Annotated in this window: 1 protein-coding gene; it reads left to right on the top strand. The window is 33.3% G+C overall.

The annotated features are described in order from the left end of the window. Window positions 1-213: hypothetical protein (locus tag LKX83_RS33510; protein WP_227887644.1), on the top strand; the 213-nt coding region annotated here is incomplete at both ends.

Below are 213 nucleotides of genomic sequence, written 5' to 3'. Positions count from 1 at the left end.
AAAAAGAGATCCGAATCACATTTATTATCGTTTTCAGCTTGCTAGGTCATATTTGATGCATAAAGACATAGCGGATGCATTAAAAGAAATACAGGAAGCGTATAACTTATTATCAGGAAAAGATAAAGAGATGCAACTTAAATATTATGGAGTGCTTGTCGAGTATGCCAGAATAAGTTACTTTTCTAATCGGTTTGAGAAGGTGATCGAAAT

The organism is Cohnella baijiui, from assembly GCF_020731285.1.
Classification (GTDB): domain Bacteria; phylum Bacillota; class Bacilli; order Paenibacillales; family Paenibacillaceae; genus Cohnella.
The sequence above is the reverse complement of the archived record's forward strand: the minus strand, read 5'-3'. Positions and strand labels throughout refer to the sequence as shown.